This window comes from Burkholderia sp. Leaf177 (assembly GCF_001424345.1).
Taxonomy (GTDB): domain Bacteria; phylum Pseudomonadota; class Gammaproteobacteria; order Burkholderiales; family Burkholderiaceae; genus Caballeronia.
In genome coordinates this window covers 460,777-477,998 of sequence record NZ_LMPF01000024.1, presented here as the reverse complement: position 1 = coordinate 477,998, position 17,222 = coordinate 460,777, and the positions used below count along the sequence as shown (strand labels likewise).

16 protein-coding genes and 1 tRNA gene are annotated in these 17,222 nt (G+C 59.4%); 9 read left to right on the top strand and 8 right to left on the bottom strand.

What is annotated here, in order from left to right:
* Positions 1–47: 47 nt before the first annotated feature.
* Positions 48–953 carry a c-type cytochrome gene (locus tag ASG35_RS26595; RefSeq protein WP_056364592.1) on the bottom strand — a complete coding sequence of 302 codons (906 nt, stop codon included), beginning with the start codon at positions 951–953 and terminating at the stop codon, positions 48–50.
* A gap of 323 nt (positions 954–1,276) precedes the next feature.
* Between ASG35_RS26595 and ASG35_RS26590 the strand changes: the two genes are divergently transcribed.
* Positions 1,277–1,352 (top strand) — tRNA-Arg (locus tag ASG35_RS26590).
* A gap of 27 nt (positions 1,353–1,379) precedes the next feature.
* Here ASG35_RS26590 and ASG35_RS26585 read toward each other — a convergent pair.
* From ASG35_RS26585 to ASG35_RS26580, 3 genes are all read right to left on the bottom strand, one after another.
* Positions 1,380–1,802 (bottom strand): type II toxin-antitoxin system HicB family antitoxin, encoded by a 423-nt coding sequence (locus tag ASG35_RS26585; protein ID WP_056364744.1) that lies wholly within the window; start codon positions 1,800–1,802, stop codon positions 1,380–1,382.
* Between the two features lie 46 nt (positions 1,803–1,848).
* On the bottom strand, positions 1,849–2,001 hold the full coding sequence (locus ASG35_RS32335; RefSeq protein ID WP_327019667.1) for a type II toxin-antitoxin system HicA family toxin: 153 nt from the start codon (positions 1,999–2,001) through the stop codon (positions 1,849–1,851).
* A gap of 136 nt (positions 2,002–2,137) precedes the next feature.
* Positions 2,138–3,361: a nuclease-related domain-containing protein gene (locus ASG35_RS26580; RefSeq protein WP_056364591.1), complete on the bottom strand. Its 1,224-nt coding sequence runs from the start codon at positions 3,359–3,361 to the stop codon at positions 2,138–2,140.
* A gap of 505 nt (positions 3,362–3,866) precedes the next feature.
* Between ASG35_RS26580 and ASG35_RS26575 the strand changes: the two genes are divergently transcribed.
* Entirely contained in the window at positions 3,867–4,961 is a 1,095-nt protein-coding gene (locus ASG35_RS26575) for a GGDEF domain-containing protein (RefSeq protein ID WP_056364590.1), read from the top strand.
* A gap of 30 nt (positions 4,962–4,991) precedes the next feature.
* On the opposite strand, the gene ASG35_RS26570 is transcribed toward ASG35_RS26575, so the two are convergent.
* The 3 genes from ASG35_RS26570 to flhF are packed head-to-tail and all read right to left on the bottom strand — an operon-like array spanning position 4,992 to position 8,406.
* On the bottom strand, positions 4,992–5,723 hold the full coding sequence (locus ASG35_RS26570; protein ID WP_056364589.1) for an RNA polymerase sigma factor FliA: 732 nt from the start codon (positions 5,721–5,723) through the stop codon (positions 4,992–4,994).
* Between the two features lie 30 nt (positions 5,724–5,753).
* Positions 5,754–6,689 (bottom strand): MinD/ParA family ATP-binding protein, encoded by a 936-nt coding sequence (locus ASG35_RS26565; protein WP_235527731.1) that lies wholly within the window; start codon positions 6,687–6,689, stop codon positions 5,754–5,756.
* Complete coding sequence (flhF, locus tag ASG35_RS26560; protein WP_056364588.1) at positions 6,682–8,406, bottom strand: flagellar biosynthesis protein FlhF; 1,725 nt, start codon at positions 8,404–8,406, stop codon at positions 6,682–6,684. The genes ASG35_RS26565 and flhF overlap by 8 nt, the downstream gene beginning before the upstream one ends.
* Before the next feature lie 533 nt (positions 8,407–8,939).
* On the opposite strand from flhF, the gene ASG35_RS26555 reads away from it, so the two are divergent.
* The 7 genes from ASG35_RS26555 (at position 8,940) to ASG35_RS26525 (ending at position 16,321) form a co-directional block, all read left to right on the top strand.
* Entirely contained in the window at positions 8,940–9,608 is a 669-nt protein-coding gene (locus tag ASG35_RS26555; RefSeq protein WP_056364586.1) for a cysteine hydrolase family protein, read from the top strand.
* Between the two features lie 41 nt (positions 9,609–9,649).
* Positions 9,650–10,537, top strand: a complete 888-nt coding sequence (locus ASG35_RS26550; RefSeq protein WP_056364584.1) for a DUF2877 domain-containing protein — start codon at positions 9,650–9,652, stop codon at positions 10,535–10,537.
* A 124-nt stretch (positions 10,538–10,661) separates the two neighbouring features.
* Positions 10,662–12,218 carry an acyl-CoA synthetase FdrA gene (gene fdrA / locus ASG35_RS26545; RefSeq protein ID WP_056364582.1) on the top strand — a complete coding sequence of 519 codons (1,557 nt, stop codon included), beginning with the start codon at positions 10,662–10,664 and terminating at the stop codon, positions 12,216–12,218.
* Between the two features lie 10 nt (positions 12,219–12,228).
* Positions 12,229–13,632: a DUF1116 domain-containing protein gene (locus tag ASG35_RS26540; protein ID WP_056364742.1), complete on the top strand. Its 1,404-nt coding sequence runs from the start codon at positions 12,229–12,231 to the stop codon at positions 13,630–13,632.
* A gap of 18 nt (positions 13,633–13,650) precedes the next feature.
* Positions 13,651–14,610, top strand: a complete 960-nt coding sequence (gene arcC / locus ASG35_RS26535; RefSeq protein WP_056364580.1) for a carbamate kinase — start codon at positions 13,651–13,653, stop codon at positions 14,608–14,610.
* A 67-nt stretch (positions 14,611–14,677) separates the two neighbouring features.
* Positions 14,678–15,067 carry an allophanate hydrolase-related protein gene (locus ASG35_RS26530; protein ID WP_056364578.1) on the top strand — a complete coding sequence of 130 codons (390 nt, stop codon included), beginning with the start codon at positions 14,678–14,680 and terminating at the stop codon, positions 15,065–15,067.
* A 27-nt stretch (positions 15,068–15,094) separates the two neighbouring features.
* Positions 15,095–16,321, top strand: coding sequence for a cytosine permease (locus ASG35_RS26525; RefSeq protein ID WP_056364576.1), 1,227 nt, complete (start codon positions 15,095–15,097; stop codon positions 16,319–16,321).
* Positions 16,322–16,609: 288 nt separating this feature from the next.
* Here ASG35_RS26525 and ASG35_RS26520 read toward each other — a convergent pair whose 3' ends face one another.
* On the bottom strand, positions 16,610–17,176 hold the full coding sequence (locus ASG35_RS26520; RefSeq protein ID WP_156393360.1) for a 5-formyltetrahydrofolate cyclo-ligase: 567 nt from the start codon (positions 17,174–17,176) through the stop codon (positions 16,610–16,612).
* Between the last annotated feature and the right edge of the window lie 46 nt (positions 17,177–17,222).

Below are 17,222 nucleotides of genomic sequence, written 5' to 3'. Positions count from 1 at the left end.
CGTGTTGCGATGCGCAGGGTTTTTCGTTTTATCGAAGGGAAATCGGCCTATTTCGATGCCGCAACCATGTAATCGACGGCGGCTTTTACATCGGCATCAGATGCATTCGATCCGCCTTTTGGCGGCATCGCGCCCTTGCCGTGCAGCGCGTAACCGTAGACGGTGTCCATCGGCTCTTTCAGGCGCGCGGCCCAGGCTTCCTTATCGCCGAATTTAGGCGCTCCGAGCACGCCGGCCGCGTGACACGCCTGGCAAACCTGCGTGTATAGCGCCTTTCCGGCTTGCGATGCGTCCGCGCTTTGCGCACCTGCGGCCGGGGCCGAGCTTGCCTGCGGGACGTTCGCCAAAGCGGCGACCGCAGCTGCGGCCTGGGCATTGTCGGTCGCTCCAGCCGCTGCGCCGCTTGCCGGAACTGCCGCCGCAGCCGATGCACCCGCTGCCGCGCCCGGCGCCGGTTGCGCGGGTTCGGCGAATTTTGCGCCGCCATCGTTGGCCATATAGACGACTGCCCGGGCGATTTCGAAGTCGCTATAGTCGTCGGGACTCGTGCCGCCGCGTGCCGGCATGCCGCCTTTGCCGTTGAGCGCGTTGTGCAGCAGCGTGTCGTAGCCTTCCGCTATGCGCGGCGCCCAATCGCCTGCGTTGCCGAACTTCGGTGCGCCGGCTACGCCCGCCGTGTGACACGTCGTGCAGACCGCCTTGAAGACTTCTTCGCCGGTTTTGTAGACACGCGGGGCGTTGGCGTCGCGAATATCGACTTGCGCGACCGGGGCGATGCGCTGCGCGACGGCCTCGTCCGACAGGGAGTCGGTGCCGGCGCCGGTGCGGGTCGTGTTATTGACGTAGACGGCCAGCAGGACGATCACGACGATAGGAATGGCGAACCCGGCGACGATTGCCGCGATGAGTTGGCCGGGCGTTTTGATCGGGACTCCGTGGGGTGCTTCACTCATGCTCGTCTCGTCTCCCTTTTTATTTGTGAGTCGGTCCAGCGACAGCGTGACAGCAGGGGCAGATCTCTCGAAAGCTTTTAAACGGTTTCGCCAGCACGGTCGATTATAGACGGAACGTTTACGTGGCGGCGCACCCGCAAAGGCTTGTCGCAGCGCGTGTTAACCCGAATTTTTGGGGTTTTTGCGGAGGTTTTGGAGAGGGTAGCATTTGGCTTTAAAGGCCTTGCGATGGACGAATCAGCCGAAAACAGGTATTGTTTCGGACTCGCAGCGGTCCTGCCTCCATGATTTTGTATATGGAACGCGGAGCCCCTCGCTCATATGCGCCCGTAGCTCAATGGATAGAGTACTGCCCTCCGAAGGCAGGGGTTGCTGGTTCGATCCCAGCCGGGCGCACCAAGAATTAGCAAAAATCAAATTGCCCGGTCAGGCCGGAATCACATTCAACTCCAAACGCATGCCGAGTGCTGCCAGCGCGGACGCGATGGTGTCGATCTTCGTTGCGTGCCCGAGGTCAATTACACGGTTCACCTCCTGAGGGCGCGTGTGCATCCGTCGAGCCAGTTCGGCGGGCGTGACATGCTGCGCAAGCATCGCATTTAGCAACAGCACTTTAGCTGCGACGCTGGCGCGAAGCTCGATCAGCATCTCCCCGCGCTTTGCGTCGGAAGGCATGGGAACCGGGCGTTTGTCTTCAAAATAGAAATCCATAGCGGTTGCGAGTGCATCCGTTGCCATCGCGACCGCCTCGTCGCGAGTCGCGCCGGCCGTAATGGCTTCGGGGATGTCGCGGAACGTCACTGTGAAACCGGCTTCGTCGGCCTTGAGTCGGGCGGGGTAGCGGAACATTATGTTTTCCTGTTTTGGCACGGCGCAAAGCATGCAGGGCTTACGATCAAAAAATGCTTAGTTGTTTAAGGATCGCCTTTCGGAGCGGTTCCGATATTTCTTGGCTCGGATGCCTTGGTAGCGTGGTTTGTCGTCCGTTCAAGTAAACCTTTATGTGCCGAGTGCCATCTATAAAGTTGCGCCTTGTTTGGACAGCCATCGCTTGAACTTACTCTGCTTCACTGACTCTCCGGTCGACGTCGAACCGTCATAATAAACAAAAATGTTTATTTCTACAACACACTATCGGTGAATCTCGGTTCCACCCAGCAACAAGAGCCATCTATGTCATTCCGCTACCGCCCTGCCAAGATGCACGTTTCGCCACTCACGATAAACCCGGTAGGACAAACAGGAGCGCTCATCACGCCGACACGGCCGTTGCAGCCTAGACGATCAACGCCTGGCGGGCACGTGATCTGAGCCGGTGGAGCGGGCGCCGATAATGCCGTACTGCGTGCACTGGATGTCGCCGGTACAGAAAGCATATTTTCGGCTGACTTGCGTTGCGACTCGCGTGCTTCCGCTTTCGGGCGACGTTTAACGGGGCCTTTCGGCAAAACTTTTTGCGCTGATAGCGGCGCAGCGGTCGATACATCGGCCTTGCTAGATTTGCCCTTCGACATCCAAACGTAAGCGTAGCGGGCTGCGCAGACAGCCATGAGTGCGATCAGCATCACGCCAGCGATACGTCGCACTCGCCGCTTCCTGTATCTAACAGGATTGATAGCGTTGAAATCGACATCTACATACGGAGGCGCTGCGCGAGCGCCAAAATGCGTCGTAGCGGACAAACTCGTCGCGAAGGCGGCCTTTTCCTGGTGCGCGGCCTTCCGAACTTGCGATGCCGCCGACGGCAATCCACTTGCTTCCTCAGATCGATGGCTGGCGGCGGCAGCGTGAAATGTTGCAGCTTCTTCTTGCGCCTCCACGATTGACAGCACCCTGGCTCGCTCCCCCGCGCGTGGACCTCGGTTCGGCGTAAGGCGCAATGCCGTGGCGAGTTCTCTTAGCGACTGCAAAGACCATGGATGCTGACTTCTGTGCGCCAGCAGTTCGGTCAGCCGTTCAATGCCGCAAATGACGACACGGTCGTCGACTGGCGTAAAAAGATCGGAGCCTTCAGGAATGCCGCCTTCAAAAACGACAGCGGCTTTTGGGTACGACACGTTCACTACGCTGCCGCTCAGCAATTCCATTTGCCTCTTGATCGCGCGATACGCTTCTATGACCTGCTCGTAGCCGTTGGTATGAAGCTTGGTTTGTCCTCTTGCGTTGGTGCTGATCCATTTTCCATTTTCGCGTCCCGATACTGGATTTCGATATCCCTTGACCTCAATCACCAGCGTTGTGTTCGGAGTACCAACCAGGATATCGATCTCATTCCAGTTGATTTTTACGTTGGTATAGATGACAGCGGGGATATGGTGCAGCGAAAGCCATTCGATAATGCGCGCCAAGACGATCTTCTCTGACGAGAGGAGTTTTCTGCTGCCGTAATACAGTTCGATGTTTTGCATGCGTCGGGGGAAGTGCAGTACTGCCAAGTGCAGCGCGGTTTATTTGTATGACTAATCACAAGTATATAGTGCCGCATCACGCACTTCTATCTCGCCTTGCTGCCGAACGACGCAAAGCCAATCTGCTCATAGGGCAGCTTCAATACCAACCTCTGAATCTCGATTCGGCTATCGACATCGAAAGCAAAAACCGCTCGGCGCATCGGTTCGAGGAAAACGTGCGTAGTTAAATGGACGCGAACTCCGGGCGAACCAAAACTCGCCTCTGCGCATCGATAACGAAAGTTGCCAACTACCCTCAACCTCCGAACCCGGCCGATCCAGAAGCCACCTCCGCCATTGACCCTTTCACGCCGCCCCGATTCCCAGCCGCACCCACCATCCGCGCCCCAATTTTCCCTTTACTTACAGCGTTCTCCAACGCAGTAGGATTGCGGTTGCGCACTACGCAGGCACTGCAGAAAACGCGGATTCAAACCACCACGTCAGGAAAAGGGGACACAGAATGGGGCAGACGAACGACCCCGTGCGGCGAGCGCGCGGTTACGTGTGGTCGCCACATCGCGATCCGGAAAAGGAGCAGGCAACGCTCAGGGTCGTGCTCGGCGGACCTACGGCCGTGGCGTACGGCGCGCTGGCGTGGTTCGATCCGTCTCCGGCGGCCGCGGCCTGCTTTCATGTGATGGTGTTGTACATGGCGTATGGCATCGCGAGCCGGCTGATCATCGGATGGATGCCGCATCATTCCGATGTGCGCCTCGCCATCACCACAATCGCGGATCAAGCGCTTCTAGCGCTATTACTTGCTGCCGGCGGCGCGCTCGCGTTGCCGATGCTCTGGGCCATCTTTCTTTTCCTGATCGGCGCAGGCGGACGATACGGCAAAAGAACGCTGGCTTTGTCGGGCGTCACGGCGCTCATCGGCATAACGGCTTTATCCGTGCTGCAGCCATGGTGGAAGCTCAACTGGCCCGCAGCGCTCGGGATCGCGCTGAGCGTGCTTGCGGCATCGATTTATCTGGGCGTTCTAGTTGGACGGCTCGGCAACGCAAATCGCGATCTGGCGCTGCGAGCGGGAACCGATCCGCTCACCGGCCTCTATAACCGATACGCGCTGGAACAGACTATCGGACGGGCGGTGACGGCGGTATCGACGGGACAGGAAAACGCGACGGCTCTGCTGCTGATCGATCTCGATGGTTTCAAGGAAGTGAACGATACCTACGGTCACGAAGTCGGCGACGTCGTGCTGCGAACCTTCGCGGATTCGCTGATACGCCGCGTGCGGACCACCGATACAGTCGCGCGACTCGGCGGCGATGAATTCGTGGTCCTTGCGCGTCACGTGACGGGCAGCCACGCTGTGCACACGGTCGCGAACGGGATTCACGCGGTGCTGGCGGAAATGACGTCGGTGCAGGACCGGATGGTGAATGTATCGGCGAGCATTGGCGCATGCCTGATTTCGCCGGACCTGAAATCCATTTACACCGATAACGCCGCACTCATGCGCGCGGCGGATCGTGCAATGTATCGCGCTAAAGCGCTCGGCAAAGGCCGGACGGTCTTTGCCGAAGGCGCTGATTTTGAAGCAACCTGAAGCAACCTGAAGCGCCTGAAATCTAAAACCTCAAGCCTCCACGCCCGACCATGCCTGTTCCCGCAACTTCGCCCGCAAGCGCGCAACGGCCTGGCTGTGCAACTGGCATACGCGCGATTCGCTGACTTCCATCACCGCGCCAATTTCACGCAGGTTCAAGCCCTTCTCGTAATAAAGGCTCATCAGCAGTTTCTCGCGCTCGGGCAGTTTATCGATGGCTTCGACGAGCGCCGAACGCAAGCTGCCATCGAGCAAAGCGGAAAGCGGATCGGCTTTATCGACGCAATAACGATCGAGGAACGGCTCGTCGTCCGATGACCGGTCGAAGTCTTCGTAATAGATCAGCTGGCTGCCGTGCAAATCCTGCAGCATGGTCTGGTATTCGTCGAGCGGCATCTTGAGATGCTCGGCGACTTCCTGTTCGCTTGCCGACCGGCCAAGGTTCTGTTCGACCTTGTGCACCGCCGATTCCACCTCGCGCGAAGTCTTGCGCATGCTGCGCGGCAACCAGTCGTTGGCACGCAACTCGTCGAGCATCGCGCCACGAATCCGCTGGCTGGCGTAGGTCTCGAACTGCGCGCCCTGATCTTCCTTGTAGCGGCTGGCGGCATCGAGCAAACCAATCATGCCGGCCTGAATCAGATCGTCGAGATCCACGCTGGCCGGCATCTTGGCGACCAGTTGCAGACCCAGCCGGCGCACGAGCGGCGCGTAGCGGGTCAGGACCTCGGCTTGTGACAGTTTTCCCTGGGCGTTATACATCGCATTCACCTTTGTTCCTTCTTTGCTTCGTCACACCGACGCCGGGCTGCGCATTGCGAACTCCGGCAACGTTGTTTCGGTGCGGCGCGAGGTCGCTCCCGGGTTGATCGAACGCTCGATACTGCGTGGCGTTTCCATATGGACGGCTTGTACCGGCCATTCGAAGTGCGAACTTTCTGGCATCGGCCAATACTGCAAATCGGCCGCGATGTGACGGTAATCGCGCGCGGCGGCGGTCGTCGGAAATGCTTCGACCGCGCAGCGCGACAGTTCATGCGCCTTCGCCACACGCGGATCTTCAGCCACGCAACCGGCCGGCATCAGCTGCACGGCAAGGTAGCGGCTGGCGACGCCGGCGAGGTTATCGAAGGCGATTTGCGCATCGGCGGCGTTCTTCACGTGGTTGACCACGATCCGGAAGCGCGAGATGGCGTGCGCGTAATGCAGACGCTTGATGCAGGCATATGCCTCGGTGATCGCGGCTGGCGCCACGCGCGTCACGATCACGAAGTCATGCGCTTGTGCGGCGAGCGTGGACAGCGCGCCGCTGCGATCCGGCTGGGTATCGATGAGAACGATATCAGCGGGGCCATCGAGCAAAATACGGCAATGGGCGGCGTCGTGGCTGATGCGTTCGTCGCGCGGCGCTGCGATCATCGAAAAGCCGAACGGCGTGCGGGTGACCGCGTCCTGCAGGAAGCGCTTGCCGGTGAGCACGGCGCCGAGCGCACCCGTGGACGGCACTTTCGCCAGCCTGCTCGCCGACATCGCGTTCTGCCTTTCATCGATAACCAGAACGTCCTTGCCTTGCGCCGCGAGCGCGGCGGCGAGGTTGACGACCGTCGAAGTGTTGCCGGTTCCCGGCACTCCGCCCGGCGGCGCCCCGCACACGGCAACCACGCGCGAACTGTTGCGCGTCAGCAGACGGCGCAAGCCTTCAGCCTGATCGGACACGAACTTATCCAAAGTGAACCTCATGCAGTTCGGTGGAAGCGCGCGCGGAAAGCGCGGACAGGAGCGGCGGCACGTCGTCGTCTTGCGGCACGAACGGCGAGCCGTCGCGCGGAATGCAGAACGCGCTTTTAATCAGGAAGCGCTTGGTCGCGACGTACAGGTTTTCCGGCACTTTCTGTCCCGTCGATACGTAATGCACCGGCAATTTGTAGCGAATCACGGTATCGATCACGCCGCCCAGGTTCGTGGCTTCGTCGAGCTTGGTCAGGATGCAGCCCGCGAGCGGCGGCTGGTCCGGCGAGCTTTGATACGCCTGCACGACTTCATTCAGCGTGTCGCCGTGGCTGGTTGCGTTGAGCAGCAAGAGGCGCTGCACCGGACGGCCGGCGCCGCACAGCATGGAGATGTGATCGGCAACGGTGCGGTCGCGCTGGCTCATGCCGATGGTATCGATCAGCACGATGTGCTTGTTGCGCAGCTCGGAAAGCGCGAGTTGCAGGTCGGCTGCGTCCTTCACCGCATGCACCGATACCCCGAGGATCTTGCCGAAAATGCGCAGTTGCTCGTGCGCGCCGATCCGGTAGCTGTCGGTCGTCAAGAGCGCGACCTTGCTGGCGCCGAAGCGCATCACGCAACGCGCGGCGAGTTTTGCGGTGGTCGTCGTCTTGCCGACGCCCGTCGGGCCCATCAGCGCAAAAACGCCGCCGCGGTTCATCATCGATTCTTCGCTGTCCATGACGGGCAGGTTGTTCTCGAGGACTTGCTGGACCCATTGCATCGATGCTTCCGCGTGTTCGATCTCCGGCATGTTGTCGATCATCATGCGCACGAGCTGCGCCGAGAAACCGGCGGCGAACAGGCGCTTGGTGAGCGCGGCGTGATTCGGGCTGCGGCGCTGGCGGTCGCTCCACAACAAGCCGGCGAAGTGCTCTTCCATCATGCCGCGCATGGACGAGAGTTCGTGCATGACGGTGTCGTTGACGACCTGCTCCATGCGTGCACGGATGGCTTCAGTCACGGCAGCCGCAGCCGATGCCGGCAGACCCGCGAACGCACTTTCCTGCGTCATGCTGGCGGCGGGCGCCTGGGTTTGCGCCGGCATTGGCATTTCGGCGGCCTGGCGCTGGGCGAGCTTGTTCTCGGCGCGGCGGGCGGCGAGCTGGGCGGCTTCGCGCGTCCATTCGGGGGCATCGGCCTTGTCATGCGTGTCTTGCGGCACGACGGTAACGGGACTTCCTAGTCCCTTTGCAATTGCCGCCGATGCACTCAGCGAACGCTGTGGCGCGCCTTCAGTGACCGATTGCGCAACGCGGCGCGCGTGTTCGATCAGCCAGGGATTCGACTCGGCCATCGTGCGCGATGATTCCTGCATCTCCGGTGCGTGCGGGCGACGAACTTCGGGTTCGATATCGTCGAGCGGTTCCGGATTTGCGCCAAAGACAGACGAGAACACGTCGCCGCTTGCGTACGGATTAGCGGCCGGATTGGCTGCCAGATGAGCGGCGGGAGCGCTCGTGCTCACCGGCGTTTCTCTGAGCTTCAGTTCGCGCTGCTGCGCGGCCGCTTTCGGGGAAATTTTCGCGAGATCGCCGTCGGCCACGGCCACGATCTCGACGCTGCCGTCGTCCGTTACCCTGTTCGACAGGACTACCGCATCAGGACCCAGTGCCTCGCGCACGAGACGAAACGCGTCGCGACTCGTAGCACCGATGAATTTGCGGATGTTCATTTGACCCCCGTTGAGCTCGCGCCCACGCTGTTTTATTGCGGTTGAACGGTCGCGGTTGCTTGGGGTCTTGCGCCCGAGTGACGTGCCGTTATCCAGTGAATGAATTATTGCGTGGGCGGCTGCAACGCCATCGGGTGATAAGAGCCGGGAAAGCGGGGTAATTCGAAGGTTCGGAAGAGCGCACGTTCATGGAACGGATGCCAGCCATAAACATCAGACGAATGACCGTGAGCTGGTGAACTGCCGGTTCAATTTCGGCGTGCCATCGTATGTTTTCATGCATGCTCCGCGCCATTATGCCGCTCGCGGATTTATCCAGGCGCAATAAGAACGCTATGCATTTGTGTTAATGATTTTATTAAATTCAGGAAACGAATGGAATTAAGCTTGAAATAAAATGAATAATCTTTAAATCGATCAAAATTCATTCGTGCGGCAGAAAAAACTCCATATAATCATTCGACGGCTTATTTACATCGCAAATACTATTCGACACAAAATTTCAAACCCTGACTTAATCAAGGAAAATTGAGATGCCACAAAAACAGTTTCAAGCTGAGCCATTTCCATTACCGTTCAACGCGGAGTCGACTGCTTTGGTAATGATCGACATGCAGCGCGACTTCGTAGAGCCGGGCGGGTTCGGCGAAGCACTGGGCAACGACGTTTCATTCGTGCGCAGCGCTATTGAACCGTGCAGGAAACTGCTGAAGGCCGCGCGTGACGCCAGGCTGCTGATCATTCATACGCGCGAGGGACATCGGGCGGATCTGGCCGATTGTCCGCCAGCCAAGCTGACTCGCGGCGGCAAGCGTTTCATTGGCGAGGACGGCCCAATGGGACGCATCCTGGTGCGCGGCGAAGCGGGCCACGACATCATTCCGGAACTGTATCCGGCGCTCGGCGAGCCGATCATCGACAAACCCGGCAAGGGCGCGTTCTATCAGACCGACCTGCAGCTAATCCTGCAAAACCACGGCATCAAGACGCTTATTGTGTGCGGCGTGACCACCGAAGTCTGCGTGACGACTACCGTTCGCGAAGCCAATGACCGTGGTTATGAATGCATTATCCCGGCGGATTGCGTGGGTTCGTATTTCCCGGAATTCCAGAAATCGGCGCTTGAAATGATCAAGGCGCAGGGCGGGATTTTCGGATGGGTGAGCAACGCGGCAGAGGTCATCGACGGATTGCGCAGCTAAATAGATAGCTGACCATACAGCTGACTTCAGGCTCAGAACCCATGGCGCTCCTCACGTTCGAGGTGGCTTCGGTCGGTTATCTCGCCGAGCACGGCCCGCGCGAGGCGCTCCGATTCTGGGTGCACAGTCACTTTCAGCACGCGCTGAATCTGTCGTCCGCGAGCGGGGAATTGCTGACGTTGCTGAGTCCGCGTTATCAGAACTTGCCAACGGCCATCAGGATCGTCACGCCGCCCGGCTGGGACTGGCGCCACCAGTCGCGTCCGCGTGAGCCGGTGGCGCTCGAGGGCAATGTGTTGCGCGCGGCTCGCTGGCGCGCGGATCTGAGCGGGGCGCCGTGCTGGCGGCCCAGCGCGGAAAAAGCGCGGGAAACCTGCTCGCTCGACGCGTTCCTCGGCGTCTATCCGGCGCTTTCCAGCCAACTGATTGCGTATTGCAGGCAGCGCGAAGTACGGAGCAATTTGCAGTTGTTGCCCGGCTGGCCTCTCGACGGACGCGCACCGCTGCTGAATGTTGCCGATGAAAAGTCGGCGCTGGACGCGGCCGTGGCTGAGTTGATCGGCTTCGGTGCAGGACTTACACCCGATGGCGACGATTATCTTTTAGGTTATCTCGCGGCATTACAAGCTTGGCAACATATTGAAGTAATCGCGGCGCATTTGAAACTATTGCGTCCGGCAATAAAAGGTCAGTTGCACCGAACTACGAGTATTAGCCGGCATTATCTGGCTCTCGGGCTTCGGGGGCATTTTTCAGAACCGGTCGACCATTTGATCAGCATTTTAATTCGCGGTTCGCCGGTTCTCGATATTGCACTCGCCGCGAATAAAGTCATGGAATTCGGCGCATCTTCTGGCGTGGATTGTCTTGGAGGGTTTTTGCATGGAATCAGGTCACTTCAAACGGTAGCGCAAGAAGAAAGCCGCTGAGGCACAAATTCAGCGACCAACTGTTCATCAGTTCGATGGCATCCGGCACGGACAGCGCCGGATTCGCCAGGCCCGCATTCGGGCGCTTTTGAAGCATCGGATGTAACGATCATCGGAATTGGAAATGAGCATAAGAACGAAAGTTTTCAAAAACATGTATCAGGACTCCGTCTCCCTGATGCAGATCTCGGCCCGCATCAGCGCGTTGCCGGATATCGAGCAGGCGTCGGTGGCAATGGGCACCGAGACTAACCTGGCGCAATTGCGCGACGCGAATCTCGACGACGGCGTCAACGCTGGTCCAAACGATCTGGTCATCGCCGTTCGTGGTGGCGACGCTGCTTGCGACGCCGCGCTTGCACTGGCCGAAGAAGCGCTGAGCGCAAAGCCGCAGGAACCCGGCGGCGACGGCGTGCGCCCGCCGCCGCTGGTGAGTCTGGAAATGGCGGCGGAACTAGAGAGCGCGTCGAATCTCGCGCTGATTTCCGTGCCCGGCGACTACGCCGCGGCCGAGGCGACCAAGGCGTTGCATCTGGGTATGTCGGTCATGCTTTTCAGCGACAACGTCAGCCTCGAGCAAGAACGCGCGATCAAAACCCTCGCCCGCGATAAAAACCTGCTGGTCATGGGTCCGGATTGCGGCACGGCGATCATCAACGGCATGCCGCTCGGGTTCGCGAACGTGGTGCGGCGCGGGGGGATCGGCGTGGTCGCCGCTTCCGGGACCGGACTGCAGGAGGTGACGAGCCGTATCGATCAGTTGGGCGCGGGGATTTCTCAGGCGCTAGGAACCGGCGGTCACGACTTGCACGAAGAGATTGGCGGCATCTCCATGTTGTACGGCCTCGACGCGCTCGCGCAGGACCCGGACACAAAGGTGATCGTGCTGATTTCAAAGCCGCCGGCGCCTGCCGTCGCGGAGAAAATCCTGGCGCGCGCCCGGGCGGCGGGCAAGCCGGTTGTCGTCAATTTCCTCGGCGCGAGTGCCAGCGAAATGAATGTGCCTGGCATCACGCCGGCGCACACTTTGGCCGATGCCGCAGGCTTCGCAGTCGCGTTGCTGGCCGGCACGGCGCTACCGGAATCCGTGGCGGTCGTGGCCGCGCCGGACGCAAAGCGTCTCGATGAATACAGCCGCACCATGCCGCCCATTCGCCGTTTCGTTCGCGGCGTATTTGCAGGTGGCACGTTCTGTTACGAAAGCCAGTTGCTGCTGCGCGAACGCGGGTTTTCGGCTTCATCGAATACGCCGGTTGCACGAAACATCAAGCTCGAGGACATCTGGCACAGCTCGGGCCACACGCTCGTAGACATGGGCGACGACGATTTCACGCGCGGCCGTCCGCATCCAATGATCGATCCGACGCTGCGCAACCAGCGCGTCCTTTCCGAACTGAACGACCCACAAACCGCCGTTGTCCTGTTCGACGTCGTGCTCGGCTACGGCGCGTCGATGGACCCCGCCACCGAGTTGCTCGCGCTCATTGAGCAAGCGCGTTTGCAGGCGGCCGGCCGCGATCTTCCGGTGCTGATCTCGCACGTATGCGGCACGCAGGCCGATCCGCAAGTGCGAAGCCGCCAGGTCGATATCCTGCGCGAAGCCCGCGTGCTGGTCGCAGGTTGCAACGCGCAGGCGGCGCTCTGGGCGTGCCACGTCGCTCAAATCCAGGCGCAAAAATAACGGAACCATGATGAATACGCTATTCCAACAGCCACTGCATGTGGTCAACGCGGGGCTTGCCAGTTTCGCCGATAACCTCGCCCTCGCCGGCGGCGACGTGATCAACCTGAGCTGGCAGCCGCCCGCGCTTGGGAACGTCGAGGCAGGACTTGCGCTCGCTTCGCTGATCCGTCATCCGCTCGTCGAGCAGGCCAATGAGCAGGCGTTCCATCAATACCTCGTGGCGCAACCTGTGCTCGTGGACGTGATGACCGCGTCGAGCGCAATCAGCGCCATGTCGCAGAGCAAGCTGATCCTGCACGCGGGTCCGCCTATCGACTGGCCGAATATGTGCGGGCCGGTGAAGGGCGCGATTATCGGCGCGATCCTGTTCGAAGGATGGGCCGCGACCCATGAAGCCGCCGAAAAAATGGCGCAGGACGGCGCGATCCGCTTCGAGCCGTGTCACCACTTCGGCGCAGTCGGTCCGATGGCCGGCATCATCAGCCCGTCCATGCCGCTTTGGGTGATCGAGAACAAGACCAACGGCCGCCGCACGTTCAGCAATTTCAACGAAGGACTCGGCAAAGTGCTGCGTTTCGGCGCGAACAACGGCGAAGTGCTCGACCGTCTTCACTGGATGAAAGATGAGCTCGCGCCCGCATTGAAGGCCGCGTTGAAGGTGCTCGGCGAAGTCGAGCTCAAGCCGATAATGGCGCAAGCGCTGCACATGGGCGACGAAGTCCACAACCGCAACGCCGCCGCAACGGGCTTGCTCATCAAGCGCCTGATTCCGGCATTGCTATCGAGCGGTCTGCCAATCGACACCATTCAGCGCGTGACGGCGTTCATCGTGGGGAATGATCACTTCTTCCTGAACCTCTCCATGGCCGCGTGCAAAGCGATGATGGACGCGGCCCACAATGTTCCGTTCAGCTCCATGATCACCGTCATGGCGCGCAACGGCGTCAATTTCGGCATTCAGATGTCGGGCACGGGCGACCGATGGTTCCAGGCGCCGGCCAATCCGGTAGAAGGCCTGTTCTTCCCGGGATACGGCGTGGACGACGCGGCAGCCGACCTCGGCGACAGCGCCATTACCGAAACAGCGGGCGTGGGCGGATTCGCGATGGCGTCATCGCCGGCCATTGTCAAGTTCGTGGGAGGAACGCCCGCCGATGCCACGAACAACAGCCGTCGCATGCAGGCGATCACCCTTGGCGGAAATCCCGCGTTCACGTTGCCGGCGCTGAATTTTGCGCCGACGGCAGCGGGTATCGATGCACGCAAGGTCGTCGATCGCGGCATCTTGCCGATCATCAACACGGGCATTGCGCACAAGCAGGCGGGCGTCGGACAGATCGGCGCGGGGATAACGACAGCGCCGATGCCGGGGTTTATCGATGCAATTCGCGCGCTGGCCGAATACGTTTAATCCATACAGGGACGCACTATGACGAAGCCTCTGGCGATTGTCGCGGTTGGCGGAAATGCACTGATTCGCGACGACGAACACAATAGTATTCCTGATCAATATGAAGCCGTGGTCGAGAGCGCGGGACACATCGCGGAAATGATCGAGGCCGGCTGGGATCTGGTGCTCACGCATGGCAACGGGCCGCAGGTCGGCTTTATTTTGCGACGCTCCGAGCTTGCCGCCGACGAAGTCCGTCCCGTGCCGCTCGACTATGCAGTCGGCGACACACAGGGCGCGATTGGCTATATGTTCCAGAAGGCGTTGAGCAACGCGTTGCGCCGGCGCGGAATCAATCGGCAAGTGGCGACCGTTGTCACGCAAACCCGCGTGAGCCGCGATGATCCCGCGTTTCGCAATCCTGCCAAGCCCATCGGCGCTTTCTTCGATGAAACCACCGCCCGCAAGCGCCAGCAAGAACTCGGCTGGACCTTGATGGAAGACGCGGGACGCGGATGGCGCCGAACCGTGGCGTCGCCGCAGCCGCTCGAGATCATGGAGCGCGACGTGATTGCGTCGCTGCTGGCGCAGGGTTGCATCGTGATTGCGTGCGGCGGCGGCGGGATTCCAGTCGTGGTGGATGACAAGCAGCAGATATCGGGCGTGGAAGCGGTTATCGATAAAGACCTGGCGTCCGCGCTGCTCGCCGAGCAACTCGGCGCCGATCTGCTGCTGATTCCCACGGGCGTTGAACAGGTCGCGATCAACTTCGGCAAACCGGATCAGCGCTGGCTCGACACGTTGAGCCTTGCGGAAGCGAAAGCCCTCATTGCGCAGAATCAATTCGCCGCCGGAAGCATGTTGCCGAAGATCGAAGCAATCATGCGTTTTGTGACTTACAGCAGGGCAAATGGCGGCAATGGAAAAGGACTGATTACGAGCCCTGAAGCGATCCGTCGTGCGCTCGATCAGAAAACCGGAACGTGGATTACGCAATAAGTTTTTTATTGCGTATCGAATATTTAGCAATCCAGATTTTTAAACGATTTACAAAGGCATAACGTTTATGGAAACCACCTTGCTCGCTGTCAACGGCACGCTCATGCGCGGATTGGAGCTGAACAAGAACATGATCGCCGCGCAGGGCGTCTTCGTTCGCGAGGATCACACCGATGCGCATTATCGGATCTGGAGTATTGGCGATCGTCATCCGGGAATGATCCGCGTCGCCGATGGCGGCACGTCCGTCGCACTCGAGATATGGGCATTGCCGCTGGTTTCGTTTGCGGGTTTGTTGCTGAGTGAGCCGTCCGGATTATCGATTGGCAAGGTTACGTTGCGCGATGGAACTCAGGTTCTCGGCGTACTCGCAGAACCGTGGCTCGTTGAAAACCAGAAGGAAATAACTTCGCACGGAAGCTGGCGTGCGTACACGGGCCATTTCTACTCTGCGTAGTAATCGAGAACTGTAAGGACTATTTGCATGCGCGAAACTCGCGAACGTTTGAATACCGCACCCGGGTATCGCATTGCACTGATTTTATTGGGCATTGCGGTGACGCCGGTTCTGCTTTCATCGTCGAGTCTGGGAAGTCAGTTGTCCAGTTCGGCTTTGATCAAGGTAGTGATAATTGGCAGCATCATTTTGACCATCTTGTCGATGATCACCATATGCGTGGGTGAAAAAGCGCGGTTGCCCACTTATGGAATCGTGAAATACCCGTTTGGCGAAAAAGGCGCGATCGCTATCAACATTCTTCTCGCCGTTAGTTTGTTCGGATGGATTGCAGTCACGGCCAATATGTTTGGGCATTCGGTGCACGACCTTCTGGCGCAGCATGGGTTGAATCTGCCGGTTCCCATTCTGGTCGCCGTAGGCTGCGTAATTTTTGTCGCGGCGACTGCGTTTGGCTTTGAGTTGTTGGGGAAAGTTGCGCAGTTTGCGGTGCCCGTCATTGCATTGATGCTTGCGTATTGTCTTTATGTCGCGGCGCATGGGCAGGCCGAGATACCGGCGCGCCTTGTGGAAATGAATACTGGCGTTGCGGTATCGACGGTTGTTGGCACGATTATCGTGCTGGTCGCCACGCTGCCGGATTTCGGCAGCTTCGTGCATGACCGCAAGCATGCGGTGCTCGGCGCGGGACTGACATTTCTGATTGCTTATCCGTTGTTGTATTGGGCGGGCGCGACGCCTAGCGGAATAACCGGACAGAGTTCGTTACTCGGATCGATGGCCGTATTCGGCGCCGTTCTTCCGGCCGCGTTGCTTCTGGTTTTCGCGACGGTGACGGGTAATGCCGGGAATATGTTTCAGGGGACGCTGGTTGTATCGACGTTATTCACGCGCTTTTCCAAATGGCGGATCACTGTTGCGTTGGGCATTCTTGCGGTGATTGTAGGAAGCATGGACATCATGGGATGGTTTATTCCGTTCCTGCTGTTTCTCGGAATTGCCACACCGCCGGTGGCGGGAATTTATATCGCCGATTTTTTGCTTTACCGGCGTGGGGGATATGACGAGAAGGTGCTTGTTGCCGAGCCACAGATCAAGGTGTTGACGTTTGTTGCGTGGATTATTGGATCGTTGGTCGGGTTTATGACGGTGAAAGATGTTTTTACTTTCACGAGCATTCCATCGATTGATTCGATACTAGTCGCTTGCGCGTGTTATGCGGTTTTTAGCCGGGTTTCACGGAAGGGGCGGTAGGTTTGAATGAGGGGCGTTGAGCGTAGGATACCGGGTTGGTCGTTTATGGGGCTTCGCGCGTTCCGTGTTGGTCGACTTCTTTATCAATGTTGGCCACTGTGCGTGGCGGCACTTCATTTCATGAGGTTTGACGCTGACGCTTGGACGGTTGTTTTGTAGCGGTTGGGGTGATGCCGGGTTGCTACTGTTTAAGTCTTCGCGAGTCAGCTAAGACAGAACCCGCGAAGACCTGCGTAGCAACAACCCGGCACAAAACCCCGCCCCCCATCCGTCGAACAACCCTGACCGCTAATAAATCGAAGCCTCCGTCACAATCGCCTCCAACGGCACATCAAATTCCCCCCGCGGCAGCGCATCACACTTGGCCGATTCAAACGCCACCCCGATCGTCGCGGGTTTCTTCTCCGCGGGCCAAAACGCCAGCGTCCGGTCGTAATACCCGCCGCCATACCCCAACCGATACCGATCGGCATCGAAACCCACACACGGAATCAGCAGCAGATCCGGAACCACCACCCGTTCCTCCTGCGGCACGGCGATCCCATAACGCCCCTTCTTCATAGCGGAATCGCAACGCCAAGCATGAAACACGAGCGGTTGCCTCGGCGCAACAACCACCGGCAAAGCCGCGCTCCTCGCCGCCGATAACCCCATCCAAACCGTCAGCGCATTACGCGCATCGAACTCGCCGGCAACAGGCCAGTAAAACCCGATGCTCGATACATCCGGATGCCGCGCCACGGCCTCCATCAAACGCCGCGCGAGCGCTTCGCCACGCGCCTCGTGATCGGCCTCGCCGCCTTGTGTTTCGCGGGTTGCAAGCAAGCTCGCACGCAGCGCGCTTTTGGCTTCCATCAGAGGGTTGCATGCTATGCTCTGGATCACTTCGCGCTCCGCAAAA